Here is a 24,661-nt window from a genome sequence, read left to right on the forward strand (position 1 = left end):
CTCGTGAAATCCATCCTCTGGCCTGTGCTGCTACTGCTTACAGGGTTGCTGTTCCGCGCGGGTACCGCCTACGGGCAAGCACCTTATACGAATTACAGTATCAGCGACCCTCGCGCTCTACGCGGCCAGGGAGCTTGCCAGTTACTGGATGGCAACTGGCGAAGCGGAAAATTGCGCCTGGAGCCATCCGGACACTTGCGGGTGCAGTTCACCGAGGGCGAGGCCACTGTTTACCAGGCCGGGGAGCTGAAAGCCTTCGTATTGAAAACCGACACGTTTGGGGTAGTACGCAACGTAAGCACGCCCTCACGATGGCTATCGGCTGCATTTGCGCAGAAGCTGTACCAGTATGGGCAACTGGTCGCCTTCAAGCTTGACCATCGGTACACGGGCGCAAGTGGTCCTGGCTTCAGCGATGATATAGGTGCCCCGACGGGCGCTATGGATTTGGTTTTGCAACCCGCTACCGGCGACGCGGTAGTTGTACCGGCTGGGCGCGCAGCATTTATCAGAACTATGCTGCCACTGGTAGGCGACTGTCCGGAACTGGCGGCTCAGATTACCAAAGGCAAAGTAGGGCGTCAGCATATGCAGCAGATTCTGCAAACGTATGCCCGTTGGCAAAAATCAACCTCCCTGCCAACCTCAAACTAATCACCCCTGTATGCCCGATTCCAATCCGCTTGCCTCCCTGGTAGCTGCCGCCGAAGCCGTGCGACAGCAGTTGCAGGTAAATAGCTTTGATGCCGCCGCCGTAGCCCGGCTGGCCGAGTTCATTGAAGGCCAGCGCCCCACCATAAAAGAAACCGACCGTCAGGGCGTTATCACGGCGCTGGGGTGCTTTCTGGGCCAGTGCCTGGTCGATACCTACGGCGGCACCTGGGCCCAGGGCCCCGATGGCACTACCGGCGTGGGCATCAACCAAACCTCGTTTTTCAATCCTTTTTACCGCGTAAGCGAGCAACTGACCAAGGGAGAATCCCACTCCGTTGCTGCTTTTTTTGCGGGTGTACCTGAGCGTCTGGCTGCCAAGCCGGGCCGTAAATCCTGGATTTAGTGAGTCCTTTCAGTCCGCTCGAGCCTAGCCCCGACCTTGCCATGAGAAAAATCGTCATCGCCATCGACGGCTACTCTTCCTGTGGTAAAAGCACGACGGCCAAAGCCGTGGCCGCGGAGCTGGGCTACGCCTACATTGATACCGGCGCTATGTACCGGGGCGTAACGTTGTATCTGCTGGAGCATAACATCAGCTTTGATGATCTGCCACGCGTGGAGCAAGCCCTGCACGACATGCACATTGCCTTCAAGCGCAACCGCAAAACCGGCCGCAATGAGCTGTGCCTCGACGGGGTAATTCGGGAGGATGAAATTCGGCAAATGCGCATTTCTAACTCCGTAAGCGAAGTATCCGTCATTCCGGCCGTGCGCCATGCCATGGTGCGCCAGCAGCAGCGCATGGGCCGCAAGCGGGGGGTAGTAATGGATGGGCGCGACATTGGCACTACCGTTTTTCCCGACGCGGAAGTGAAAATCTTTATGACGGCCGACGTCATGACCCGCGCCCTGCGCCGGCAGGAAGAGCTGGCGGTGAAAGACGAGCACGTGCCGGTAGAGGAAATTGTGGAAAACCTGCGCAAGCGCGACCACCTGGACTCTACCCGCGCGGAAAGCCCCTTGCGCCGCGCCTCCGACGCAGTACTACTCGACACAACCCACATGATGATTGACGAGCAAGTGGATTTTGTGCTCGAGCGGGTGTCGGCTTCTCTGTTCTCGCTGGCCGCCACGGGCTGGCAGGGCAGCGAGCAGAAATAAGAAGCCAAGCGCTGCCGGGAGCAAAAGTGCGGCAGAATTGTTGTAGGTCTACCAGCTATTCGATTCGTGGTCAGCGAATCGACTGCGCCGACACTCTGGCTGCTGACCAAGCCGAAGCGTCACATCTTAGAGTCCATGAACGTCACCATCGATAAGAATTCCGGCTACTGCTTCGGCGTTGAATTTGCCATTCAAATGGCCGAGGACGAGCTGGGCCAGCAGAAAACACTGTACTGCCTCGGCGACATTGTGCACAACCGCATGGAGGTAGAGCGCCTGCACGCGCTGGGCCTGCGCATCATCGACCGGGAGCAGTTGGAAGAACTCCACGACGCCAAGGTGCTCATTCGGGCCCACGGCGAGCCGCCGGAAACCTACGAGCTGGCCCTGCGCAATAACATCGAGCTGATTGATGCTTCCTGCCCGGTGGTGCTCAAGCTCCAGAACCGGGTGAAGCACGCCTTTGATGCCACTACCCGCCAAAACGGCCAAGTAGTTATCTACGGGCAGCCCGGCCACGCCGAGGTCATTGGCCTGACGGGCCAGACCCGCAACGAGGCCATCATTGTCATGACGGAGCAGGACCTCGACCAGGTTGACTTCTCCCGGCCCGTGACCTTGTTCAGCCAGACTACCAAGAGCACGGCGGGTTTCTACCACATGAAAGAAGTGATAGAGCACCGCATCAGCGCGGCCGGCGGCTCTCTGGAGGCCTTTGACGCCAATGACAGCATCTGCCGGCAGGTAAGCAACCGGGAGCCCGCGCTGGCCAAGTTTGCCGTCCAGCACGACGTTATCATCTTTGTGAGTGGCCGCAAAAGCTCCAATGGCAAGGCCCTGTTTTCGGTGGTAAACAAAACCAACCCGCGCAGCTACTTCGTGGAAAATGAGCAGGAGCTGGATGAGGAGTGGTTTCACGGCGCCGAGTCCGTGGGCATCTGCGGGGCTACCAGCACGCCCATGTGGCTGATGCAGCGGGTAAAAGACCGGATTGAGGAAGTAGCCGCCCACGCCGTATAGCTCACCTCACATCCTCCAGCACTGTCATTCCGAGCGAAGCGAGGAATCTGGCCTACCCTCGTGGTGGTGCCCCAGATTCCTCGCCTCGTTCGGAATGACAGTTTAGAGGGGTAGCTTGCGCACGGGCCCATATCTTCGCGCCATGCGCCGTTTGCTTAATTACTTCCTGAGTGGGTTTCTGATTGTTGCCCCCATTGGCCTGACCATCTACATTCTGTACGCGCTGCTGCGCTGGCTTAACGACTTGTTTGCGGGGCTGAGCTTTGACGTGCCGGGTCTGGGACTGGTGGTGGCCATCCTGCTGATTTCGGCCGTGGGGTTCGTGGCAAAGTCGTTTCTGGTGCGGCCCTTCCTGATTATTACGGAGCGGCTCTTGCACCGCACCCCGCTGGTCAGCATCATTTACTCCAGCCTCAAAGATCTGTTTGACGCTTTCGTGGGCGACAACCAGAAGTTCAACCGGCCGGTGCTCGTGCGCATGAGCGCCACCGAGCAAACCTACAAAATGGGCTTCGTGACCCAGCCCAGCATGCAGGCCATTCACCGCGACGATCTGCTGGCGGTGTACTTTCCTCATTCCTACAACTTCTCCGGGGAACTGGTGCTGGTGCCGGTTCAGAATATCACCTACCTCGACCTACCCAGCAGTGAAGTCATGAAGTTCATCGTCTCGGGTGGCGTATCGAGGCTGGGATAGAGTGGTGAGATGGTGAGTTTGTGAAATAGTGAGTAAAAGGTCCGTCATCCTGAGCGGGAGCGAAGGACCGTACCATGCCAGCACGATAATCGTAACAAGGACCTGTTCACGCGTGAGAAGGCCCTTCGGCTACCGCCTCAGGATGACGGACCTTTTACTCACTGTTTCACCATCTCACCACTTCACCCTCATGAAAACCCACCTGCATTTCCAGAAGTATGGTACGGGGCCGCGGGTAGTGCTGGCGTTTCATGGGTACGGGCAGGGCGAAGGGCACTGGCGCACGTTTGTGCAGGCGCTGGGCCCGGGGGTTACGGTGTACGCCTTCGACCTGTTCTACCACGGTCGTAGCAAGCTAACTAAAGCCGATGCGCCCCTTACCAAAAAGCGCCTTGCCGAGTTGCTCGGGGAATTTCTGCGCGCTCAGACCATCGAAAAGTTTAGCTTGCTGGCCTTTAGCATGGGGGCCAAATTCGCCCTTACCCTGGCCGAGCAAGTGCCGGAGCAGGTAGAGCAGATCTGGCTGATTGCGCCCGATGGCTTGCAGCGGCAGTTCTGGTACGCGTTGGCTACCTACCCACCCTGGATGCGCGGGGTGCTGGGCCGGGCGGTACTGCGCCCCCAACGGATTCTGCGCTTCCTCGACACACTGCACCAGCGGCGCCTTCTCGATGCCAACCTTATCCGTTTTGCCCAGTGGCAGCTCGACAGCCGGGAAAAGCGCCTGCGGGTGTACCGCAGCTGGACGGGGTTTCGCCGGCTGACTTTCGACCTGAGCAAGCTGGCCGCTACCCTTAACCGCCAGCCCACGCCCGTCACGTTCTTTCTGGGCCGCCACGACCGGGTGATTCCGCACGCAGGATTACAAGGGTTTATTGCCTCCCTGCGGGCGGCTCACACGGTGCTGCTGGAGGCGGGCCACGCCGGCCTCATCTATGACGTAGCAGCCTACCTGCGCCGCCACCCCGAGCTGCGTTTAGCTTAGCGTGCGGGCCAGCAGCTCATATCCGTCGTCGTCAAAGGCTACGAAAACGACCTCCTGCGGAAACTCGTGCGCCTGCAGAAACTGCTTTACTTCCCGGGTGGCGATTTCCGCTGCTTCCGCTTTGGGGTAGCCGTAGATGCCCGTGCTGATGCCCGGAAAAGCTACGCTACCTAGGCGGTGTTGCTCGGCCAGGCGCAGGCTGTTGCGGTAGCAGTTGGCCAGCAGCTCCGGCTCGTGCTGGTGGCCACCGTTCCAGACCGGGCCTACCGTGTGAATAACATGACGAGCCGGCAGCCTTCCGCCCGTGGTGATGACGGCCTGCCCGGTAGCCAGCCCGCTGCCGTAGTGGCTGGCGCGCAGGGCACGGCAGGCTTCCAGAATTTCGGGGCCGCCGGCGCGGTGAATGGCCCCATCAACGCCGCCCCCGCCCAGCAGGCTGGAGTTGGCCGCATTCACCACGGCGTCGGTGTCCAGGTGAACAATGTTGCCGCGGTAGAGCAGGACGCGGCCGAAGCGCCGGGCTTCCGTGCGCCAGCTTGCAGGAGAGGAGGTATCAGGCATGACCACTGGGGTAGGGTTTCCGCTCCCTAACGCCTCCGGTGCGGCGGCTGTTGCCCTTTCCTCGTGCCTAAAGCTGCCGGGGTGCTACCGGTTCAGAGGCCCATTTTAACGGTTCAGCCCTCCCAAATGTCGGTTTGAGTAGATATGAATTTGCGTATATTGAGTAGCGTCCTACGTTTGAGCATCCAACAACTAGAAACCCTACGCACCCATGGAAACCTCCCAGCGCGACCCTCAACTATGGCGGATGGCGAAAGACCGCGCCAAGTTCAAGTCCCACCTGTTTACCTATATCACCGTCAACGCCTTGCTCTGGACCATCTGGCTGCTGACGGGTCGGCCTGCTACGCCGCTGCCCTGGCCCGTGTGGTCCACGGTGTTCTGGGGCATTGGAGTTGCCATTCAGGGCTTTTCTACCTACGGCAGCATGGGCCGGGCGCAGCTCTCGGAGCGGGAGTATGAGCGGCTAGTGCGCGAACGAGCTAACCGCGTGTAAATCAGAATGCCACCGCAGCTACTACCCGAGCTGCAACCTTACGGCCGGGCCCGGGGTTTGTGGCAGTATGAACATGCGCCACTTCCTTCCCCTGCTCGCCCTGACCCCGCTGGCCCTGGCCTCCTTGGCACTTAAACCGAAACCGAGCCCCGCGCCGGCTGCGCCGGCCGCCGATGTTAACCTGAGCAAAATCAAGCTGCCGGCTGGCTTTACCATCAGCTACTTCGCCAAAGGCGTACAAAGCGCTCGGGAGCTGGCCGTGGGCCCCGACGGCACGGTGTACGTGGGCACCAAGGATGACAAGGTGTTTGCCCTGCCCGACCGTAACAAGGATGGGCGGGCCGACGAGGTAGTAACCGTGGCTACCGGCCTGAACGCGCCTAACGGGGTAGCCGTGCGCAACGGAGCCCTGTACGTGGCGGAAATTAACCGGATTCTGCGCTACGACAACATTGCGGCCCGCCTTCGCCAGAAGCCCAAGCCCGCGGTGGTGTACGGCAAGCTCCCGACCAAGGAGTGGCACGGCTACCGCTACATTGCCTTCGGGCCCGATGGCAAGCTCTACGTGCCAGTAGGGGCTCCCTGCAACAGCTGCCTGCCCGAAGAGCCGATTTACGCCACCATCAACCGCATGAACCCCGACAGCTCGGGCCTGGAAACCTACGCCTACGGAGTGCGCAATACGGTCGGCTTCGACTGGAGCCCCCAGGACAAGGCCCTGTGGTTTACCGATAACGGCCGCGACCAGCTCGGTGATAACCTGCCCGCCGACGAGCTGAACCGCTCCGCCGGCCCCGGCCAGCACTTTGGCTTCCCATACTTTTTTGCCGGCGACGTGCCCGACCCGGAGTTTAGCCGAGGCAAATCGGCTAGTACTTACATCAAACCCGCCCGCAAGCTGGGGGCTCACGTGGCGGCTTTGGGCATGAAATTCTACACCGGCAAGCAGTTTCCGGCCCAGTACCGCAACCAGATTTTTATTCCCGAGCACGGGTCCTGGAACCGCAGCAACAAAATCGGCTACCGCATCAGCCTCGTGCGCCTCGATGCCACCGGCAAGCAAACCCGCAGCTACGAAACCTTCGCTGAGGGCTGGCTGCAGGGCCAAACGCCCTGGGGCCGCCCCGTCTGCCTGCTCGTGCTCCCCGATGGCTCCCTGCTGGTTTCCGACGACCAGAACGACGCCGTCTACCGCATCAGCTACAAGGGGTAAAGGTGAAATTGTGAGATGGGGAAAGGGTGAGTTGTCGTTCGAATGGCTTTACTGGCGCATATTGCGCCTGCGGGGCCAAGAACAGCAAACTCACCCTTTCCCCATCTCACAATTTCACCACTTATGAAGCAGCGCGGACCGAAGCGAACAGTGGGGCGGCGGGAACTGGTCGACTTCCCGCATTTCCAAGTGTGGGGAGTGGAAGCCAAGGTGGACACCGGCGCGTATACCGGCGCTATTCACTGCTCTAACATTCACGTGGAAACCGGGGCCGATGGCCGTCAGCGCCTGCACGTGCAGCTGCTAGACACCCCGCACCCTAACTTCGATGGGCTGCCCATGCAGTTCGATGAGTTCACGCTGCGCGACATCCGCAGCTCTAATGGAGAGGTGCAGGAGCGCTACGTAATCCGGGCGGCCGTGCGGCTGTTTGGGGAGGATTTCGAAACAGAATTTTCGCTTTCTGACCGCTCCGATATGAAGTATCCCGTACTAATCGGCCGGGTGCTGCTGCGCGAGGCCCGGTTGGTGGTAGATGTAGCCCGGCGCAACCTGTCGTATAAAAATAAGCTTGCGGCCCGCTAACCGGGGCCAGCTTGCGGTGTAGGTCACCTATCTTTGCCCGGCGCGTCTGCCCCTATTCTTTCATACCTATCCTGCTTCCAATGAAACTGGCGATTCTGTCGCGTGAGCCAAAGCTATACTCTACCACCCGCCTTGTGGAAGCTGCCGAACAGCGCGGCCATGAGGCCGTGGTAGTGGATCATTTGCACTGCAATCTGGTGCTGGAAAAGGGCAAGCCTGGCATCATCTACGAGGGCCAGAAGCTGGAAGGCTTCGATGCCATTATTCCCCGCATCGGGGCTTCCGTGACGTTTTATGGCTGCGCCGTGGTACGGCAATTTGAGATGATGAAGGTGCGCACGGCCGTGGAAAGCCAAGCCATCGTGCGCAGCCGCGACAAGCTCCGCTCCATGCAGATTCTGAGTCGGGCCGGAGTGGGCATGCCGAAAACGGCCTTCACCAACTACTCCGACGAAGTACCCGAAATGATTCAGCAGGTAGGCGGGGCGCCCGTCATTATCAAGCTGCTGGAAGGCACCCAGGGCCTGGGCGTGGTGCTGGCCGAGTCAGCCAAGGCGGCCCAGTCCGTTATCGAGGCGTTTCACAATCTGAAGGCCCGCATTATTGTGCAGGAGTTCATTGCCGAAAGCAAGGGCGCTGATTTGCGCGCTTTTGTGGTGAACGGGGAGGTAGTGGGGGCCATGAAGCGCCAGGGCAAGGAAGGCGAGTTCCGCTCCAACCTGCACCGCGGCGGCTCCGGCACTCTCGTAAAGCTAACCCGGGCCGAAAAAGCCGCCGCCCTGCTGGCCACCAAGGCCCTGGGCTTGGGTATTGCCGGCGTGGACATGCTGCAAAGCAAGCGCGGCCCGCTGGTGCTGGAGGTCAATTCTTCGCCGGGTCTGGAAGGCATTGAAAAAGCCACCGGCCTGAACATTGCCGGCAAAATTATTGAGTACACTGAGCAATTGTCGCAGAAGAAAAAGCGGCCTAAAGCAGCCGCCAAGCCCACTGAGCCCGAAGTACTACCCGATAATCAGGCCGACTAACTTGGCAGCCGGTGGGCTGGCACCGCCGCCCGCTCTTGCCACCAGGGGCAGAACCTAGCGCCTGAAAGTATCATAAACGACCAGGGTTCCGGTGGGGAAGCCTGGTCGTTTGTTTTACGCCGCGGTCGGGTCGGCCGGGTTTTTGTAGTCCCGTAGAAATCAAGTTATTCCGCACTGCCTTGCCTACCTACACCACCGCACCCGCCGACCTGCACCTGAACGGATTAACCATTGCCCCCGGCGAGCAAGTCCTGACGCGACTTGTGATTTCGCGCCTACCCTCCGGGACCGTAATTGACATTCCGGTACACGTGTTTCGGGCCACCGAGCCCGGGCCTACGGTGCTACTAATGGCGGGCCTGCATGGCGACGAAGTGAACGGCATTGAAACCATCCGGCGCCTGATCCGGCGGCGCATGCTGCAGCCTCAGCGCGGCACCATTCTGGCCATTCCCATCCTCAATATCTACGGCTTCCTAAATTTCTCGCGGGAAGTGCCCGATGGCAAAGACGTGAACCGCTCCTTTCCGGGCAATCCGCGCGGCTCCCTAGCCAGCCGGGTAGCGCACCGTTTTATGCGCGAAATCATGCCCCTGATTGACTACGGCATTGATTTTCACACGGGCGGCGCAGCCCGGGCCAACATCCCCCAAATTCGCTGCCTGCTGCATCAGGATGCGGAAACTGACGCGCTGGCGGAAGCCTTTGGGGCCCCGTTCACCCTGCACGCCGGGCTGCGCCCCGGCTCCCTGCGCGAAACCGCCATGCAGGAAGGTCGCCGCATCATTGTGTACGAAACCGGTGAGTCGTTGCGCCTCGATGAGGAAGGCATTGACCTGGGCATTGCCGGTACGCTGCGCGTGTTGCACCACCTGGGCATGGTACCCAGCGTACCCCCGCCCGCTCGGCCCTCCGTGGTATGCATGCGCTCTACCTGGCTGCGGGCCAAGTACGCGGGGCTGTTCCGCAGCCTGGTGCACCTAGGCCAGTATATTGAGAAGGGCGAAGTGTTCGGCTCCGTGGCGGACCCTTACGGTGAGAATTCTGTGCGCCTGGAGTCGCCGGTGGCGGGCTACATTATTGGGGTGAATCATATGCCCGTGGTCAACCAGGGCGACGCCCTGGTGCACGTAGGCCGCACCGATTCGTCCCCGAGCCGAGTAGATTTAAGTGCTCCATTCGAGGAAAAACCCATGAGGCCGCTCGAAACAGAGGAAGAGGACGAGGAAGCCGGGGAGGAGATGATGCGCGACGGGGAGTAGGGCCTGTGGCTTACGAGTACCGGCGAAGCAGTAGGGCTGGTTCCGATATCTCCGGGCATTTTGCTTTACTTTGACTGGCCGTACTGCGGTGCTTTGTCTTCTTCCTCTTTATCTGAATGAAAAACTCAGTTCAACTTGTCATCAACGTAGTATTGGCCCTGGCGGTGGCGGTGCTGTTCTACCTGCATTTCGCCAGCAAACCTGCTGCGGCCCGTCAGAAGCCAGTGGCCGTTGCCACTACCCTTACTGATACGACCAGCACGGCCACCGTTACGGACGAGCCCGCCGACATCGTAGCCGTAGCCGATACCAACAAAGTAGCCTACGTGGAATCGGGCAAGCTGCTGGATGGCTACCAGGGCATGAAGGACGCCCGTAAGAGCTTCGAAACCAAAGCCCGCCGCTGGGAAGCCCAAAACCAAACCTTGGTACGCGGCTTCCAGACGGCCGTGCAGCAATACCAGCAGAAAGCCGAAGGTGTGACCCAAGAACAGCGCGCTTCCACGGAGCAGCAACTGCAGGGCCGGCAGGCCCAGGTGGCGCAGGAGCAGGAAAAGCTGCAGCGCCAGGCCCAGGAGGAAGAAGCTAAAATGACCCAGCAGGTGCTGGAGCGCATCAACAAGCAGGTAGAAAAGTACGGCAAGCAAAACGGCTACCGCCTGATTCTCATTGCCGCTCCTAGCGGCACCATTGCCTACGGCCGCAAAGACCTCGACATCACCGCGCCAGTCCTCAAGCACCTCAACGACGAGTACCGGGGCGCCAAAAAATAAGCCGCTGGCTACCCGCCACAAGGCAGAAACAACCCTTAAAGCGCCGGCTTCCCGCAAGGAGGCCGGCGCTTTTTTCTACGGGCCGCCCCGTCCGGGAGTACAGTAGCGGCACTAGAGTGTGTTGATAGGCCGATACAAGGTTTCTGCCGGCACAACAGTAACCATCAGGCAAAGGCGAAGTCGAGCAGCTCGTGGGCTGGCATTGCCGTGTTAATCAGGTTGTTAGCTTGCCGGCTGCTTCAGCTTTGCCTCGGGCACGAAAGGCTCGGCACGACGTTCAGCATTGCTGGTTTTGACTGATAATCTACTCGCGCCGCTAGCGCCCGCAACCAGAAAGTAGCGGCGCCGGCAACGGGTGCAGACTGTCCGGGCTGAATTAAACCTTTGGTACTGACGTTCCTCCAAGAGGAAACCAGCCGCTACTTCGGTGGCTTTCCTCACGTATGAAGAAGCTCCTAAGATTTTCTGCATTGTTCCTAGTGTTGCTAGTGGCGGCGGCTTCGTTGCCGAGCTGCGTGGCAACCGCTCAGCCCGGGGTAGTAGTGGCTGCTGGTCCTGGCCCTTACTACGGTAGCGGCTACGGCTACCGGCCCCGGCCTTACTACCAGGCGCGGCCTTACTACCGGCCGGTGCCCCCTCGCGTGGTAATAGTAGAGCCGCACCGGAGGGTGGTAGCACCGGCGCCCCGTCCGTACTACAACGCCCGCCCGCACCGCTACATCCGGGTGCGGTAACTGGGCTGCTTCCCTGGCATTTTTTCTTGTTAACGCCCCGTCAACGTATTGGTGGGGCGTTGCTATGTCAGCACTACCCGTTCAGGCGCCGGCAAAGTATAGGGCACCGAAAAACCCGGCCCCACACGTAGCGGAACCGGGTTTATCAGGGTGCTGAACAGCGTCGGCAGTGCTTAGAAAGCGAAGCGCAGGCTTATGGCCGCATCATTATAGAAACCGGTATAGCCATCAAATACTTCGAAGAAAGGCTTGTAGTCCACGCCCACGGTGAACGGTAGGTCTTCCATCTTGTACTCCAGACCCAGGATCAGGTCGGCCCCACCCACGATGTAGTTCCGGTCGTCGCGGTAGTAGGCGTAGTAAAAGTCGTTTTTCTTGCCCCGAACGTAGCGTCCATCCAGCACGTAGTAACGGCCGGCATAAGAGCCGATGTGGCCCCCAGCCCCGTAGTAAAACTGCAGGCCCTTGAAGTCGGAAATGGGCAGGTGCTTTTCCAGCAGCAGCGTCAGCCGGCCGCCCCGGGCCTGGTACTCACGCGTGAGCAGGCCTTCGAAGGCTACGTTGTTCTTGCCGCTCAGGAAGTGCTTGAAGGTGAGGCCCGAAGACCAGCCGCCACCCCGCAACCCAATGGCCGTTTCGTATCCGGCGCCGCTGCCGCCACTTTTCTTCTTGCTCTGAGCCTGGGCTCCTCCCGAAGTTGCCAACAGCCCCAGGGCCACTAAACCAAAAATCAAACGCTTCATGCGGAAAACAAACTAGTAAATAGTTAAACGTCCCGCAAAAGTACAAGAATGGCCGGATTATTACGGTCTTGCTAGCCCTTCTTCGGCTAGGGCGTTAGAAAGGTGCACGTACGGGCCGTGGCCCTCCTTTTCGGCGGCTTGCAGCATGGCACGGGCCACGGTATGGGCTGGCACGGCCCGGTAGTGGCGCAGGCGCCCAACCAGCACCGGCCGCAACACACGTAGCAGGAAGGCTCCCAGTTGCTCGCCCGCGCGCTTTTCGGGCCGGGGCCCCAGCAGCAAAGAAGGCCGGAAAAAATGGATAGCGCGGAATGGCGTCTGACGCACAGCCTCCTCCATTTCGCCTTTCACCCGGTTGTAGTAGAAGCGCGAGCGGGCATCGGCCCCCATAGCCGATACGACCAGCAACTGGGCGGCAAAATTGGCCGCCGTCAGGGCCGCCAGCTTCACTACGTACAAATAATCAACGCGGTAAAATGCGTCTTTGGAGCCCGCCTGCCGCATCGTCGTGCCCAGACAGCAGAATATATCGTCGGCAATAAGCTGCAAGCGGTGGTCTTCCAAGTGGTCGAAATCCACTATTCGCTGCTCCAGCTTGGGGTGCATAATTGGGAGCGGCCGCCGGCCAATAGCAATAACCCGGTTGTACCGCTCCGAAGCCAGGAGCAAGGGTAGCAATTGGCTGCCCATGAGGCCACTTGCCCCAGCAATGAGTGCGGTTTTTTGCATAAGTGGAGGTTGAGAGGCCAGCGAGAAGGGAGAGCAAGAAGGAAGGCCACCTATTCTGGTACGTACCGCTGGCTGAAACGCTGCTTTTCCCTGGGGCCAGATGCGCGGGCCGCGCTCCGGGTTGCCTGCCCCGCTGGGTGCGTATGCATCAGCAACTACTGGCAGCATACTAAGCAACGCCCTGGAGGTAGCAGCCTTCAGTAAGAAGCTACTACCCCCAGGGCGAGGCAGAATGAGCCGGCTTATTTGCCCGGTACCAGGCGGGTTTGCTCGGGTTCCAGCTCTACTGCTCCTTGTTTGTACAAAGAGCCCAGGGCCTTTTTAAAGATTTTTTTACTCATGCCCAGCCGGCGGTAAATGTCATCTGGCTCACTTTTGTCGCCGAGGGGTAGGGTGCCGCCGGCTTGGCGCAGGGCCGTCAGGAGGGTTTCGGCGGCGGCCACGGCTTCGTCGTAGCCGGGGCGCTGCAGGCTCAGGTCGAGCTTGCCGTCGGGCCGTACCTGCCGGACGTAGCCCGTGTGCACGTCGCCGAGGCGCAGGGGCTTGAACACTTCGTTGTGATAAAGCAGGCCCTGGTGAGTGCCATCCACAATTACCTTGTAGCCCATGTCCGTTTCCTCGGCCACAAAAAGGTCGGCCGCGTCGCCGGCTTTGCCCGGAAACGGGTCGGGGCTCAGAAACCACTCCCACTTGGCCGAGGCCACAATCCGGTCGGTAGCTTCATCCAGGTACACGAATACCGTGGCCCGCTCGCCAGGGCGCAGGGTTCGGCGCAGGTTGCGGTAGGGTAGGAGCAGGTCTTTCTCCAGACCCCAATCCAAAAACGCCCCGGTGGGGGTCACGTCGCGCACGGTAAGGGCAGCAAACTGGCCTACCCGCGCGTAGGGCTCCAGGTTGGTGGCAATCAGCCGGTCCTCGGAGTCGCGGTACACAAACACGCGGACCACGTCGCCTACGTGCGTGCCCGCCGGAATGTACTTGCGCGGGAGCAGCAGGTCGCCGTCGTCGGAGGTCAGGTACATGCCGAAGTCTACCTCGCGGGCTACTTCCAGCTCGTTGAAATCACCAAGATGCATAGGTAATGAAGAATGACGTATTAAGAAGTAAAAATGGCGCTGGCGCGGAGCGGAGCGTCATTTTCTGGTATTACCCGGGACTCTTTCCCAAGAGAAACAAGGAGTCTACGCGCAACAAAGGTCCGAAGAAGCTACCCGCCAGCAATTTTTAATTCTTCCCTCCCAATTCCTTTTCCCCAGGTCATCGGCTACTGGTAGCGCACTACCCCGGGCTGCCCGAAGCTAAAGTCGCTGAAGTCGTAGTAGGGCCGGGAGTTTTCGAACACGCGGATGCCATTGGGCGCGCTCATGCCCCGGGGGTAAAAACCAAAGGTAATTTGGAAGGTGCGCAGGGCCGCGTACTCGTTGCGGAAGCGCAGACCCAGCCCGAAGCCGGTATAAGGCGCTTCCTGGAAGGGCAGCACCTGGCGGGGCGAGCGGGCGTTCAGCCAGGCCACATCGGCAAAGGCCACCCCCGCCATCCGAAACCCCAGAAACGAAACGGGCGTGAACAGGGTGGCCTCGTAGTTAAACGTCACGCGGCTGGAGCCCAGCAGCAAGCCCTGGGGCTGAAAGCCACGCAGGCCGTTTTCGCCATCAATGCTCAGCGGCTGCTCGCCCGGCCGCCGGTTCAGCCCTAGGCTGCTGCGCTGCCAGAAAAAGTGCCGCCACTGGTAGTTGCCCGTGTGGTACAGGCGCGTGAAATAGAGCAGCTCCCCGCCTACCAAACCCTGCTGCCAGTCGTTGTCGCGCCCGCGCAGGTAGGAGCCGAACTCCCCGTTCAGGTACAGGTAGCCCCGTTGCGGGTGGTAGCCGGCGTAGGCCAGCCGCAGCCCGTAGTAGCGGCGGTTAGCCACCTCATTGAACTCGTAGCCGGTAGTCAGACTCAGCAGGGTGCCCGTTGGAATGTCCTCGGTGCGGCCAAAGCCGAACAGGTACTTGTCCTTGTAGTAGCGCCGGACGCTGTAGCCCACGGTGCCCAGCACCAGGTTGGCATTGAAGTAATCGGCCGTGGGTTTCTGGGCGTAATTGGTGCGAATCAGCCGGCCCGACACAATGACGCGCCCCGGGTTTTCATACCCCAAATCGTAGCTTTTCAGCCGCAGCGCCCTACCAAGCCAGGCGTCCTGGGTGTTGTAGCGCAGCGGGTCGAACACGTACGGGTCCTCGGGCGTGCCAACGCCCCGCGTAGCCACCACCCGGTCCACGAAATCGTAGCTTAAGGCCCCGGCGTACCGGGTATTCACGGAGTAAAAGTCGCGGCTGAACCGGACGCCCGCTTCCTTGTTGCGGGTTTCGTTGAGGTAGCGTGCCTGCCCGTACACGAAGTTGCGGAAGGGCACTAGGTAGCTGCCCGTGTAACGCCAGGTTTGGCCGCCGGGCCCGTTGTAGCTGCGGCCGTACTCGTAGCGGTTGCGGAACTGGTGGCCCAGGCCCAGGAAGTTCACGTCGCGCAGGCCAATCACCCCGGCCCCTACGTCGCGGAGCTGAAACGAGCCGCTCAGGCTGAAGATGTCCTTGGTGATAACCAGAACATCCACGCTGTCGGCGGTGCTGGTGCGCTCATTCACGAATACGCGGGCGTCGAGAATCTCGGAGGTCTGGCGCAGCAAACGTTCCGATTCGGCCAGGTCCTGGGGCTCCAGCTCGTCGCCCTCCCGGAACAGCAGCACCTGCCGCACCCGCGCCTTGTTGGTTTTAATGTGGAAGGTGTTGCCCGCCTTCTCCAGTATGTTGCGCGGAATGCGCGTGGAGTCGGAAATGCTGTACCCGAAGGCATCCAGCGTGCGCACCTCAATGCGGCGAATGACCTTGTAGTTGTGCCGGTCGTACTGCCGGTCGAGCAGGGTAGCGTCCAGTCCGGCCTGATCCTCACGCCGCTCCGTGAAGTTGAACAGGACCGAGGCCGCCTTGCCCGCTATGGTTTTGCGCTTGGTGTAGGCTTTGAGGCTATTGAGCATGCGCTCCTGATCGAAGCGGCGGCGCAGAGAATCGGGGCGGGCGCCCGGCAAACGGGTCGTATCAGGGTGAGGTAAGGCGGGCGTTTGGGCCAATGCCGAGGAGGCCAGGGCCAGCCCCAGCACTACTACCCACATCCACACCAGGTACTTCATATTCACAATTAGCCAGTCTGGGCAAGATACAGCGCAAATGCGTTTCGCGCGGAGTTTTGTCGAGGTTAAACGGGTAGGAAGTGAGGCCTAAAATAGCAGTTCAGCTCATCATTGAAAAATGCCAGTGAAGGAACATTTCTAAGGAAATTAGCCTTGTATGATGATGCGTATCTGCGCGTAATCTTCTATTTTTAAGCCCAGAAACCGGCCCGATGAACGACCAGCGTATTCAGGAAAAGCTAAGTATTTTGGCAGATGCCGCGAAGTACGACGTATCGTGCTCCAGCAGCGGCGGCAAGCGCAAAAATGAGGACAAAGGCTTGGGCAACGCCGAAGGCATGGGCATCTGCCACAGCTACACCGAAGACGGCCGGTGCGTGAGCTTGCTTAAGATTCTGCTGACCAACCACTGCATCTTCGACTGCGCGTACTGCGTGTCACGAAGAAGTAACGACGTGAAGCGCGCTGCCTTCACCGTGGACGAAGTAGTAGACCTGACTATGAACTTCTACCGTCGTAACTACATCGAAGGGTTGTTCTTGAGTTCCGGCATTTTCTCCTCGCCTGACTACACCATGGAGCGCCTGGTGCGCATCATTAAAAAGCTGCGCACTGAGCACAAGTTCAACGGCTACATTCACGTGAAAGCCATTCCGGGCGCTTCGGAAGAACTGATCCAGGAAGCCGGCCTGTACGCCGACCGCCTGAGCGTGAACATTGAGCTGCCGTCGGAAATGGCCCTGCAGAACCTGGCCCCCGAGAAGAACTACCAGGAGATTCTGACGCCAATGGCTCAGATTCGGGACGGTATTCAGCAGAATAAGGAGGAAAAAGCCTTGTTCAAGAAAGTGCCGCAGTTTGCTACCGCCGGCCAAAGCACCCAGCTGATTGTGGGCGCTTCGCAGGAAAACGACTTGCAGATCATCAGCCTCACCGACTCGCTCTACAAGGGCTACGGCCTGAAGCGCGTGTACTACTCGGGCTACATTCCCGTCACCGACGACGCGCGCCTGCCCCAGGTTACGCAGCCGCCCCTGATCCGGGAGCACCGCCTCTACCAAACCGACTGGCTGATGCGCTTCTACGGCTTTCAGGCCGATGAAATTCTGGACCCCGCGCATCCCTTCCTTGACCTGGAAATTGACCCCAAGCTGGCCTGGGCCCTGCGCAACCGCCACGTATTCCCAGTGGATGTGAATACGGCCGATTACGAGATGATTCTGCGGATTCCGGGGGTAGGGGCCCGCTCGGCCAAGCGCATTGTTGCCGCCCGCCGGTTTTCGCCCGTCACGCTTGACCACCTGCACAAGTTTGGTGTCGTGCTCAAGCGCGCCAAGTTCTTCCTGACCTGCCGGGGCCAAGCCCTGGAAAAGCGTGACTACGACGAGCAGACCATCCGCCGCCAGATTTTGTTTGGGGCCGGTTCCGTCCGCTCGGCCCTGGTCACCCAGCAGCTCGATCTTTTCGCACAAGCTTCTTAAGGAGTAGTGCGGTAGTAGTTGCTGGTTTGCCGCCGGACAACATCTCAACGCTCAACAACAAGTAACTACTACCGCACTACGAAACCCGCAAGCCCCATGACCATTTCTCATCGCGCCGCCGTCGCGTCGGCCGCCGCCCTCGAAACTGCCAAACCCATGAAAGTTGCCCGTATTGCCTGCTGCTGTAAGCTCTCGGATTTGTTGCCGCTGGTGCAGCAGTTGCACCGCGAGGTAGCCCGCACCAACGCTGCTCGTGGCAGTCAGCGTTCGGAGGCGGCATAAGGCACATCCGGAGGCGGGAGTGGTAACCCTGCGGCGGCGGGTGGGGTAGGAAGCATATGGCTTTCGAACTTGAGCATCACCTCGTGTCAACCAACGGCATCAGCCTGCACGTGGTGCAGTGCGGCCCCGCAAACGGGCCCCTGGTTGTGCTGCTGCACGGTTTCCCGGAGTTCTGGTACGGGTGGCGCCACCAGCTACAAGCCCTGGCCGCCGCCGGTTACCGCGTGTGGGCTCCCGATCAGCGCGGCTACAACCTCAGCGACAAGCCCGCCCGCGTGGCCGATTACCGCATGGAACAGCTGGGCGCCGATATTCTGGGGCTTCTGGATGCTGCTGGTCAGAAGAAGGCCGTAGTAATTGGCCACGACTGGGGCGCAGCCGTGGCGTGGTGGCTGGCCGCGCAACATCCCGAGCGCCTGCACCGGGTAGTAATCCTGAACGTGCCCCACCCGGCGGTGCTGGGCCGTGCCCTGCGCCGGACGCCGCGCCAGCTGCTGAAAAGCTGGTACATCTTCTTTTTTCAGCTGCCGTGGCTACCCGAGCAGCTGTTTCGGCGCCGCCAGTTCCGGTTTGGGCGCGGCGCGCTGCGGGGCACCAGTCGGCCGGGTACGTTTTCTACCGCAGACCTGCACGTGTACACCGAGGCCTGGGCGCAGCCGGGGGCCGTTACCGGCATGATTAACTGGTACCGCGCCGCCTTCCGTACCCCCCGCCAAACCGGCCGGCCGGGCCGGATTGCCATTCCCGTCCGGATGCTGTGGGGCCGCCAGGATGCTTTTCTGGAGCCTGAGCTGGCTCAACTAAGCCTGGAAATGTGTGAGCAGGGCGAGCTAACGTACTTCAACCACGCTACCCACTGGCTGCACCAGGAAGAGCCCGAAGCCGTGAATACGCTGCTGCTAGAGTTTCTGCGAGCCGACAGGGCCGCGCTTCCCTTACCTGATAACGCACGCGCATGAGTCGTTCCCTTTCGCCCCTGAACTCCCGCCGAAAGGCAGCCCCCACGAAGGCCGCCGGCCCGGTAACCCCGCGCCCCACCGTGGTGCAGCTAACCAACCCGCCGCTGGATTACGCCTATGATGGCTCGTTTGAGGGGTTGCTGACGGTGCTGTTTAACATCTACGACCGGAAAGCGGCTCCTAACAGCATTCAGCCGTTGGGGGCGGTGCAGGGTGGCCTTTTTGCCCAGCCCATCCAGATTGCTACCCACGAGGCTACGGCGGCGCGGGTGTGGGAGGGCCTGCTGCGCCACATGGACCAGGAGGCCCGCACCCGCTTGTTTCACACGTTTCTGAGCGAGCAGCCCGATCGGGAGCTGCTCATCTTCCGCTACGCCGACCTGGCCATGCGCGCCGGCCGCGACATCTCCGACAACTACGCCGACGACAACGTGCGCCGCGTTGCCGGCATTGCCCAGCAGATGTACCGCGAAAAGCACCGCATGGAAGCCTTCGTACGCTTCGAGAAAACCTCCGACGGCCTGTTTCACGCCACCATTGACCCCGACTTTGACGTGCTGCCGCTGATTGCGCCCCATTTCACCAAGCGCTACGCCGACCAGCGCTGGCTGATTTTCGACCAGCGCCGCCGCTACGGGCTGTATTATGACCTGACCCGCACCGATGTGGTACAGTTTGAAACCACTACCCCCCAGCGCACCACCGATATTTCCGCTACCGTCCTGGATGAGCGGGAGCCGTTGTTCAAGCTCTTGTGGCAGTCTTACTTCGACCACGTTAATATTCCGGAGCGCAAGAACATGAAGCTGCACCGGCGCCACATGCCCCTGCGCTACTGGCGCTACCTGAGCGAAAAGCAACCCCGGGAGCAGCGCTTTGAGCCCATTAAGAACAAGCGCCCGGTGCAGCCCGGTGGGCCGGCCCTAAGTGAGGGAGGTAGTGCGCTGCAGGAGGAAAAAGGGTAATTTGCGCCCACTCCGGGGCCAGAAGGTTATCATTTGTCTCTGGAATTCTGAGCCTTTCTTCCGACTTACTACCTATTCTATGGGTTCTACTACGCTCGTTTTCGGAGCCTCCGGGCAATTGGGGCAGTGCCTGCAGCACGTGGCCAAGGAGCGACACCTGTCCAGCCTGGTGTTTCTGCCAGAAGACCAAGCCAACATCCTGAACGTGGCAGCGTTGCAGGCCGTGTTTGCCCAGTATCAGCCGGGCTATGTCATCAACTGCGCCGCTTACACTGCCGTTGATAAGGCCGAGGACGAGGTAGAAATTGCCCGCAAAGTAAACCGCGACGGGGCCGAGAACTTGGCGCGACTGTGCAGCGAGTACGGGGCCACTTTCATCCATATTTCCACCGATTTTGTGTTTGCCGGCACCGGCAACACGCCCCTGCTGGAAACAGATGAGGCCGCGCCCATCAGCGTGTACGGCCTCACCAAGCTGGAAGGCGAGCAGGTAATTCCGGCCCACACCAGCCAGTATTTCATTCTGCGCACCAGCTGGCTGTACTCGGAATACGCGGGCAACTTTGTGAAGACCATGCTCCGGTTTGGCCGGGAGCGGGAGGAGCTGAAGGTTATCTGGGACCAGGCCGGCACGCCTACTTACGCCATTGATCTGGCGGGCTGCATCCTTACCATCATCGAAAGCCAGAGCCAGCAGTACGGCATTTACCACTACAGCAACGAGGGCCTGACTTCCTGGTACGATTTCGCGGTAGCCATTTTCGAGCTGAGCAACACGCCGGTACGAACCCTGCCCATTCGTACCGCCGAATACCCCACCAAGGCCACCCGCCCCGCCTATTCCGTCATGGACAAGACCAAGGCCAAAACCCAGCTCGGCGTAGCTATTCCCCACTGGCGCGACAGTCTGAAGGTGTGTTTGAGCCGGTTGGAGGCGTAGGCAAGCGCCAAGCCGTTCAACTAAAAAGTCCTTGCACCAGGTAATTGCTGATGCAAGGACTTTTTAGTTGAACGGCATACCTCTTCTGGGTGCTGGAGCTGCCCCGCGTCCGTAAAACCGGTTTGCCAGGTACGCCAGCGCCACAAAGCTCAGCCCTACCCCGCATACGCCCGGCCATCCAAAACGGGCCCACGCCAGGCCGCCAATCAGGGAGCCCGCGGAAGCCCCTATGAAACAGGCCGTCATGTACACGGTGTTCAGGCGGCTGCGGGCCTCGGGCAGGAGCGTGAAGATGCGGGCCTGGTTGGAAATATGAGTCATTTGCTGGCCCACATCCAGAATGACTACCCCGCTAATCAGCCCAAGCAAATAGTAGCCGCCGAAACCTAGCAGCAGGTAGGCGCCCAAAAACAGCAGAATCCCGAGGTTGAGGGCGTAGTCGGCGCCTTTGCTATCCGCCGATTTACCGGCGAAGGAAGCGGCAAAGGCCCCGCTGGCCCCGATGAGGCCGAATAAACCGGCTACATCAGAGTGGTAGTGATAGGCGTCGCTTTCCAGGAAAAATACCAGGGTAGTCCAGAACGCGCTGAAGCCGGCAAACATGCAGGCGCCCACCAGCGCCGAGCGGCGCAGCACCGGCAGCTCCCGCGTAAGTGTGCCCAACGACCGGAGCAGGCTGCCATAGCTGCCCGCAAACTGGGGCTGGTTGCGCGGCAGCATGCGGGCCAGAATGCCCGTTAGCACTACCATGACTCCGGCCCCGGCCCAGAACATGGTACGCCAGCCGAAGTGCAGCCCCACGTAGCCGCTGATGGTGCGCGAGAGCAGAATGCCAATCAATAACCCGCTCATGACCTTGCCTACTACGCGGCCCCGCTCTTCGTCGCTGGCCAGGGAGGCGGCCATTGGAATCAGCAGTTGGGGCACGGCCGAGAAAATACCGATCAGCAGGCTGGCGGCGGCCAACAGAGCAAACGTGGGCGCGAAGGCGGCCCCGGCCATGCACCCGGCGGCGCACAGCAGCAGCGCCAGAATCAGGCTTTTCCTTTCCCGCTTGTCGCCCAAAGGTACTACCAGCAGCAGGCCCAGGGTGTACCCTACCTGCGTAATGGTGGCTACCAGGCTGACCCGGCTTTCGGCCACCCCGAAGGTGCGCCCAATTTCAGCCAGCAAGGGTTGGTTGTAGTAAATATTGGCTACCACCAGCCCGCAGGTAACGGCCATCAGCCAGACCAGAGCCGGAGCCAGGGGGCGGGAAGGAGTAAGACGAGCGTCTTCTGTCACGGGCTGAACTTCAGCCGCTACGGCTTCTCTCATGAGGATAGTGCGCGCGGCGGCCCTACGAGGGCCGCCTTGGTGGCCTCACCTAACAGCTTGCCGGGGCGGAAGGTTGTTTTCTACCCAAAAAGTAGCCTGCCTGAAGGCCAAAGAAGCGGAGCAGCCTACCCGGCAGCGTACTGCTTTTTGTACAGGCCCGGCGTAACGCCTGCGTACTGCTTGAACAGCTTCTGGAAATAAGCAGTGTTGTTGAAGCCGGCCCGGAAACACACCTCAGCCACCGTAGCAAGCGGATTGCGCAGCAGGCGCTTGGCCTCCGTGAGACGCTCCTGAATGATATATTCCACTGGCGTTAGGCCCAATTCGCGCTTGAACACCCGGAAGAAAGTGGCCTTGCTCATGCAGGCCAGCTCACTGAGCTTTTCTACTGTTATCTGCTCGGTGAGGTGCTGTTTGATGTACTGCACCACGGCCGCAAACCGGTGCGAGGCGGCGTGCTGGGTGTAGTTGCGGAACAGCAGCTGGCGGGCCTGGGTCTGCATCAGGCGCACCAGCATTTCCTGAATCGTGAACGTGGCCAGCACATCCTTAATGCGGCCCGTGTCGCGGGAGAGCTGCACCAGTCGCTCCAGAGTGCCGGTCAGCTCGGGCGTATTCTGAAAGTGGGCGTAGTCATGCACATCCAGGTGCCAAGGCAAGTGAGCTTCAGCCCGCGGGTACTCCTCGTTCAGCAAGTCAACGGTCTGGCGGATGGTATGCGTTGGAATGGCCACGGCCAGGCACTGGGTGGGGTGCACCTCGTCAGCCTCCGGAAAGTCGATAACCATGGTTTCCTCTTCGCCCACTACCACCGACTCACCGGGCAGGTACTCGAACGCCGGCCGGCCCGGCAGGTGCATGACCTTCTTGCCCCGCAGCATGGTAGTCAGCACCACGTGGCCCATGCTGAGCGGCACCCTATGAGCTGTGCGGTGGGTTTCGAACACGTTTAGCTCGAAGGCTTCCAGCGAATACACCGTACGGTTCTCAATCAGGGTGGTGAGCTGCTGGGGCTGGTGCAGCGCAATAGGGGCCGGGAGGTGGGGAGTAGGCATGGGCAGAGATGGGGCTTTCCTGCGAAAAGAACGGCGCGGTACTACAAGATAGCGAGTCCTGATGAAGGAGCCTATGGCCCTGGCTACTACCCACTTCGGCTCGGCACTAGGCAAGGAAACTTGCGACGATAAGTGGCTTTTGTGAGAGAATAGTAGAGCAAATCGGGGAGGTAGAAAAGCCATCTTGGAGCATCCAATTTCCACTACAATCCCACCAGAATGGAAACCCTAGAAAAACCCACCACTCTTGTTGATCGGCCGAAATTCAAATCCCACTACGATAACTTCATTGGGGGTAAATGGGTAGCGCCGGTCAAGGGGCAGTACTTCGAAAACCCCTCACCCATTGATGGTAAAGCCTTCTGTACAGTAGCCCGCAGTACCAAGGAAGATATTGAGCTGGCCCTGGACGCGGCCCACGAAGCCTTTACCTCATGGAGCAAGGCCTCGGCCACTACGCGCAGCAACGTGCTGCTTAAGATTGCCGACGTCATGGAGGCCAACCTGGCCCACCTGGCGGCGGTAGAAACCGTGGAAAACGGCAAAGCCATCCGCGAAACCATGGCCGCCGACCTGCCCCTGGCCATCGACCATTTCCGCTACTTCGCGGGCGTGATTCGGGCCGAGGAAGGCTCGGCTACGGAACTCAACGAAAACACCCTGTCGCTGGTGATTCAGGAGCCGCTGGGAGTAGTGGGCCAGATTATTCCCTGGAACTTTCCGCTGCTAATGGCCACCTGGAAAATTGCGCCGGCCCTGGCCGCGGGCTGCTGCGTGGTGGTAAAGCCGGCCGAACAGACGCCCGCCTCCATTATGGTGCTCATGGAAATGATTCAGGACATCGTGCCCGCCGGGGTCATCAACGTGGTGAACGGCTTCGGGCTGGAAGCCGGCAAGCCCCTGGCCAGCAACAAGCGCGTGCAGAAAGTGGCCTTCACCGGCGAAACCACCACCGGCCGCTTGATTCTGCAGTACGCCGCCGAAAACATCATTCCCGTGACTATGGAGCTGGGCGGCAAGTCGCCAAACATCTTTTGCAAATCGGTGATGGACCACGATGACGACTTCCTGGACAAGTGCCTGGAGGGCGCGGCCATGTTTGCGCTAAACCAGGGCGAAATCTGCACCTGCCCCTCGCGCCTGCTCATTCACGAGGACATCTACGACGAATTTATGCCCCGCCTGATTGAGCGAGTGCAGGCCATCCGGCTGGGCCACCCCCTCGACATGGAAACCATGATGGGAGCCCAGGCCAGCAACGACCAGTACGAGAAAATCCTGAGCTACCTGGAAATTGGGAAAGCAGAAGGCGCCGAGGTGCTGACCGGCGGCGAAGCATACACCCAGGAGCACGACGAACTGGCGGAGGGCTACTACATCAAGCCCACCATCTTCCGCGGGCACAACAAGATGCGCATCTTCCAGGAGGAAATCTTCGGGCCGGTGCTGTCCGTGACTACCTTCCGCGACAACGACGAAGCCATTGCCCTGGCCAACGACACGCTCTACGGCCTCGGCGCCGGCCTCTGGAGCCGCGACGCCCACGAGCTCTACCAGATGCCACGCGCCATTCAGGCCGGCCGCGTGTGGGTCAACTGCTACCACGACTACCCCGCCGGGGCCCCCTTCGGCGGCTACAAAGCCTCCGGTTTTGGCCGCGAGAATCATAAAATGATGCTGGCCCACTACCGCCAGACCAAGAACATGCTCATCAGCTACAGCCAGCAGAAGCTGGGCTTCTTTTAAGAAGTAGAAGCTGAAACAAGGCATACATGGCAGGCAGATAACACTTGCCACGTGTGGCACTAGGGTACGTCATGCTGAGCCCCGGGAAGGCCTTGTCAGGTCAGCACGC

Annotated in this window: 26 protein-coding genes; 19 read left to right on the forward strand and 7 right to left on the reverse strand. The window is 60.2% G+C overall.

Going from position 1 to position 24,661, the window contains the following annotated elements; all coding sequences use genetic code 11:
- The first annotated feature begins 3 nt into the window (after positions 1–3).
- From IEW18_RS15290 to IEW18_RS15315, 6 genes are all read left to right on the forward strand, one after another.
- On the forward strand, positions 4–654 hold the full coding sequence (locus tag IEW18_RS15290; RefSeq protein ID WP_188558740.1) for a hypothetical protein: 651 nt from the start codon (positions 4–6) through the stop codon (positions 652–654).
- A gap of 10 nt (positions 655–664) precedes the next feature.
- Complete coding sequence (locus IEW18_RS15295; protein ID WP_188558741.1) at positions 665–1,057, forward strand: hypothetical protein; 393 nt, start codon at positions 665–667, stop codon at positions 1,055–1,057.
- A gap of 41 nt (positions 1,058–1,098) precedes the next feature.
- Positions 1,099–1,815, forward strand: coding sequence for a (d)CMP kinase (cmk, locus tag IEW18_RS15300; RefSeq protein ID WP_188558742.1), 717 nt, complete (start codon positions 1,099–1,101; stop codon positions 1,813–1,815).
- 135 nt (positions 1,816–1,950) lie between these two features.
- A complete protein-coding gene (locus tag IEW18_RS15305; RefSeq protein WP_188558743.1) occupies positions 1,951–2,835 on the forward strand; it encodes a 4-hydroxy-3-methylbut-2-enyl diphosphate reductase in 885 nt (294 codons plus the stop codon).
- Between the two features lie 142 nt (positions 2,836–2,977).
- On the forward strand, positions 2,978–3,532 hold the full coding sequence (locus IEW18_RS15310; protein ID WP_188558744.1) for a DUF502 domain-containing protein: 555 nt from the start codon (positions 2,978–2,980) through the stop codon (positions 3,530–3,532).
- Between the two features lie 190 nt (positions 3,533–3,722).
- Positions 3,723–4,517 carry an alpha/beta fold hydrolase gene (locus IEW18_RS15315; RefSeq protein ID WP_188558745.1) on the forward strand — a complete coding sequence of 265 codons (795 nt, stop codon included), beginning with the start codon at positions 3,723–3,725 and terminating at the stop codon, positions 4,515–4,517.
- Here the strand turns inward: IEW18_RS15315 and IEW18_RS15320 are convergent.
- The gene (locus IEW18_RS15320) at positions 4,509–5,078 is read right to left on the reverse strand and encodes an O-acetyl-ADP-ribose deacetylase (RefSeq protein WP_188558746.1); all 570 of its coding nucleotides are present in this window, start codon (positions 5,076–5,078) and stop codon (positions 4,509–4,511) included. The genes IEW18_RS15315 and IEW18_RS15320 overlap by 9 nt on opposite strands.
- Before the next feature lie 211 nt (positions 5,079–5,289).
- Between IEW18_RS15320 and IEW18_RS15325 the strand changes: the two genes are divergently transcribed.
- From IEW18_RS15325 to IEW18_RS15355, 7 genes are all read left to right on the forward strand, one after another.
- Positions 5,290–5,574, forward strand: coding sequence for a 2TM domain-containing protein (locus IEW18_RS15325; RefSeq protein WP_188558747.1), 285 nt, complete (start codon positions 5,290–5,292; stop codon positions 5,572–5,574).
- Between the two features lie 73 nt (positions 5,575–5,647).
- On the forward strand, positions 5,648–6,787 hold the full coding sequence (locus IEW18_RS15330) for a PQQ-dependent sugar dehydrogenase (protein WP_229728771.1): 1,140 nt from the start codon (positions 5,648–5,650) through the stop codon (positions 6,785–6,787).
- Positions 6,788–6,910: 123 nt separating this feature from the next.
- Positions 6,911–7,372: an ATP-dependent zinc protease family protein gene (locus IEW18_RS15335; RefSeq protein ID WP_188558749.1), complete on the forward strand. Its 462-nt coding sequence runs from the start codon at positions 6,911–6,913 to the stop codon at positions 7,370–7,372.
- Between the two features lie 80 nt (positions 7,373–7,452).
- The gene (gene rimK, locus IEW18_RS15340) at positions 7,453–8,397 is read left to right on the forward strand and encodes a 30S ribosomal protein S6--L-glutamate ligase (protein WP_188558750.1); all 945 of its coding nucleotides are present in this window, start codon (positions 7,453–7,455) and stop codon (positions 8,395–8,397) included.
- Between the two features lie 179 nt (positions 8,398–8,576).
- Positions 8,577–9,659 (forward strand): succinylglutamate desuccinylase/aspartoacylase family protein, encoded by a 1,083-nt coding sequence (locus IEW18_RS15345; RefSeq protein WP_229728772.1) that lies wholly within the window; start codon positions 8,577–8,579, stop codon positions 9,657–9,659.
- A gap of 116 nt (positions 9,660–9,775) precedes the next feature.
- Positions 9,776–10,432 (forward strand): OmpH/Skp family outer membrane protein, encoded by a 657-nt coding sequence (locus IEW18_RS15350; protein ID WP_188558751.1) that lies wholly within the window; start codon positions 9,776–9,778, stop codon positions 10,430–10,432.
- 443 nt (positions 10,433–10,875) lie between these two features.
- Complete coding sequence (locus IEW18_RS15355) at positions 10,876–11,166, forward strand: hypothetical protein (protein WP_188558752.1); 291 nt, start codon at positions 10,876–10,878, stop codon at positions 11,164–11,166.
- A 173-nt stretch (positions 11,167–11,339) separates the two neighbouring features.
- Here the strand turns inward: IEW18_RS15355 and IEW18_RS15360 are convergent, their stop codons facing one another.
- The 4 genes from IEW18_RS15360 to IEW18_RS15375 all read right to left on the reverse strand — a co-directional run bounded on the left by IEW18_RS15360 (position 11,340) and on the right by IEW18_RS15375 (position 15,807).
- The gene (locus tag IEW18_RS15360; RefSeq protein WP_188558753.1) at positions 11,340–11,909 is read right to left on the reverse strand and encodes a hypothetical protein; all 570 of its coding nucleotides are present in this window, start codon (positions 11,907–11,909) and stop codon (positions 11,340–11,342) included.
- 60 nt (positions 11,910–11,969) lie between these two features.
- The gene (locus IEW18_RS15365) at positions 11,970–12,638 is read right to left on the reverse strand and encodes an NAD-dependent epimerase/dehydratase family protein (RefSeq protein WP_188558754.1); all 669 of its coding nucleotides are present in this window, start codon (positions 12,636–12,638) and stop codon (positions 11,970–11,972) included.
- A 242-nt stretch (positions 12,639–12,880) separates the two neighbouring features.
- Positions 12,881–13,714 carry a CvfB family protein gene (locus IEW18_RS15370; protein WP_188558755.1) on the reverse strand — a complete coding sequence of 278 codons (834 nt, stop codon included), beginning with the start codon at positions 13,712–13,714 and terminating at the stop codon, positions 12,881–12,883.
- Between the two features lie 188 nt (positions 13,715–13,902).
- Positions 13,903–15,807, reverse strand: coding sequence for a BamA/TamA family outer membrane protein (locus IEW18_RS15375; RefSeq protein ID WP_188558756.1), 1,905 nt, complete (start codon positions 15,805–15,807; stop codon positions 13,903–13,905).
- Positions 15,808–16,019: 212 nt separating this feature from the next.
- Here IEW18_RS15375 and IEW18_RS15380 point away from each other — a divergent pair, with 212 nt between their 5' ends.
- From IEW18_RS15380 to rfbD, 5 genes are all read left to right on the forward strand, one after another.
- On the forward strand, positions 16,020–17,288 hold the full coding sequence (locus tag IEW18_RS15380) for a putative DNA modification/repair radical SAM protein (RefSeq protein WP_188558757.1): 1,269 nt from the start codon (positions 16,020–16,022) through the stop codon (positions 17,286–17,288).
- A gap of 96 nt (positions 17,289–17,384) precedes the next feature.
- Complete coding sequence (locus IEW18_RS15385; protein ID WP_188558758.1) at positions 17,385–17,570, forward strand: hypothetical protein; 186 nt, start codon at positions 17,385–17,387, stop codon at positions 17,568–17,570.
- A gap of 56 nt (positions 17,571–17,626) precedes the next feature.
- Complete coding sequence (locus tag IEW18_RS15390) at positions 17,627–18,529, forward strand: alpha/beta fold hydrolase (RefSeq protein ID WP_188558759.1); 903 nt, start codon at positions 17,627–17,629, stop codon at positions 18,527–18,529.
- Positions 18,526–19,494 (forward strand): TIGR03915 family putative DNA repair protein, encoded by a 969-nt coding sequence (locus IEW18_RS15395; RefSeq protein WP_188558760.1) that lies wholly within the window; start codon positions 18,526–18,528, stop codon positions 19,492–19,494. The genes IEW18_RS15390 and IEW18_RS15395 overlap by 4 nt, the downstream gene beginning before the upstream one ends.
- A 79-nt stretch (positions 19,495–19,573) precedes the next feature.
- Positions 19,574–20,434, forward strand: coding sequence for a dTDP-4-dehydrorhamnose reductase (gene rfbD / locus IEW18_RS15400; RefSeq protein ID WP_188558761.1), 861 nt, complete (start codon positions 19,574–19,576; stop codon positions 20,432–20,434).
- Between the two features lie 63 nt (positions 20,435–20,497).
- Here rfbD and IEW18_RS15405 read toward each other — a convergent pair whose 3' ends face one another.
- On the reverse strand, positions 20,498–21,751 hold the full coding sequence (locus IEW18_RS15405) for an MFS transporter (protein ID WP_229728773.1): 1,254 nt from the start codon (positions 21,749–21,751) through the stop codon (positions 20,498–20,500).
- A 125-nt stretch (positions 21,752–21,876) separates the two neighbouring features.
- Positions 21,877–22,806 (reverse strand): AraC family transcriptional regulator, encoded by a 930-nt coding sequence (locus tag IEW18_RS15410; protein ID WP_188558762.1) that lies wholly within the window; start codon positions 22,804–22,806, stop codon positions 21,877–21,879.
- 219 nt (positions 22,807–23,025) lie between these two features.
- Here IEW18_RS15410 and IEW18_RS15415 point away from each other — a divergent pair, with 219 nt between their 5' ends.
- Positions 23,026–24,552 carry an aldehyde dehydrogenase family protein gene (locus tag IEW18_RS15415; protein ID WP_188558763.1) on the forward strand — a complete coding sequence of 509 codons (1,527 nt, stop codon included), beginning with the start codon at positions 23,026–23,028 and terminating at the stop codon, positions 24,550–24,552.
- Positions 24,553–24,661: the final 109 nt, after the last annotated feature.

The sequence above is a fragment of the Hymenobacter glacieicola genome (genome assembly GCF_014640315.1).
Lineage (GTDB): Bacteria > Bacteroidota > Bacteroidia > Cytophagales > Hymenobacteraceae > Hymenobacter > Hymenobacter glacieicola.